The following is a 376-nucleotide window of genomic DNA, read 5'->3' as shown; positions in this document are numbered from 1 at the left end:
GTTGCCAGCACGTTATGGTGGGGACTCAGTGGAGACCGCCGGGGTCAACTCGGAGGAAGGTGGGGATGACGTCAAGTCATCATGCCCCTTATGTCCAGGGCTTCACGCATGCTACAATGGCTGGTACAGAGAGTGGCGAGCCTGTGAGGGTGAGCGAATCTCGGAAAGCCGGTCTCAGTTCGGATTGGGGTCTGCAACTCGACCTCATGAAGTCGGAGTCGCTAGTAATCGCAGATCAGCAACGCTGCGGTGAATACGTTCCCGGGGCTTGTACACACCGCCCGTCAAGTCATGAAAGTTGGTAACACCCGAAGCCGGTGGCCTAACCGTTGTGGGGGAGCCGTCGAAGGTGGGACTGGTGATTAGGACTAAGTCG

1 rRNA gene is annotated in these 376 nt (G+C 57.7%); it reads left to right on the top strand.

Annotation, left to right across the window (positions count from 1 at the left end):
- A 16S ribosomal RNA gene (locus C9J36_RS17140) occupies window positions 1-376 on the top strand; the annotation flags it as partial.

Origin of the sequence: Metasolibacillus fluoroglycofenilyticus, assembly GCF_003049645.1 — a bacterium.
Taxonomy (GTDB): domain Bacteria; phylum Bacillota; class Bacilli; order Bacillales_A; family Planococcaceae; genus Metasolibacillus; species Metasolibacillus fluoroglycofenilyticus.
The sequence above is the reverse complement of the archived record's forward strand: the minus strand, read 5'-3'. Positions and strand labels throughout refer to the sequence as shown.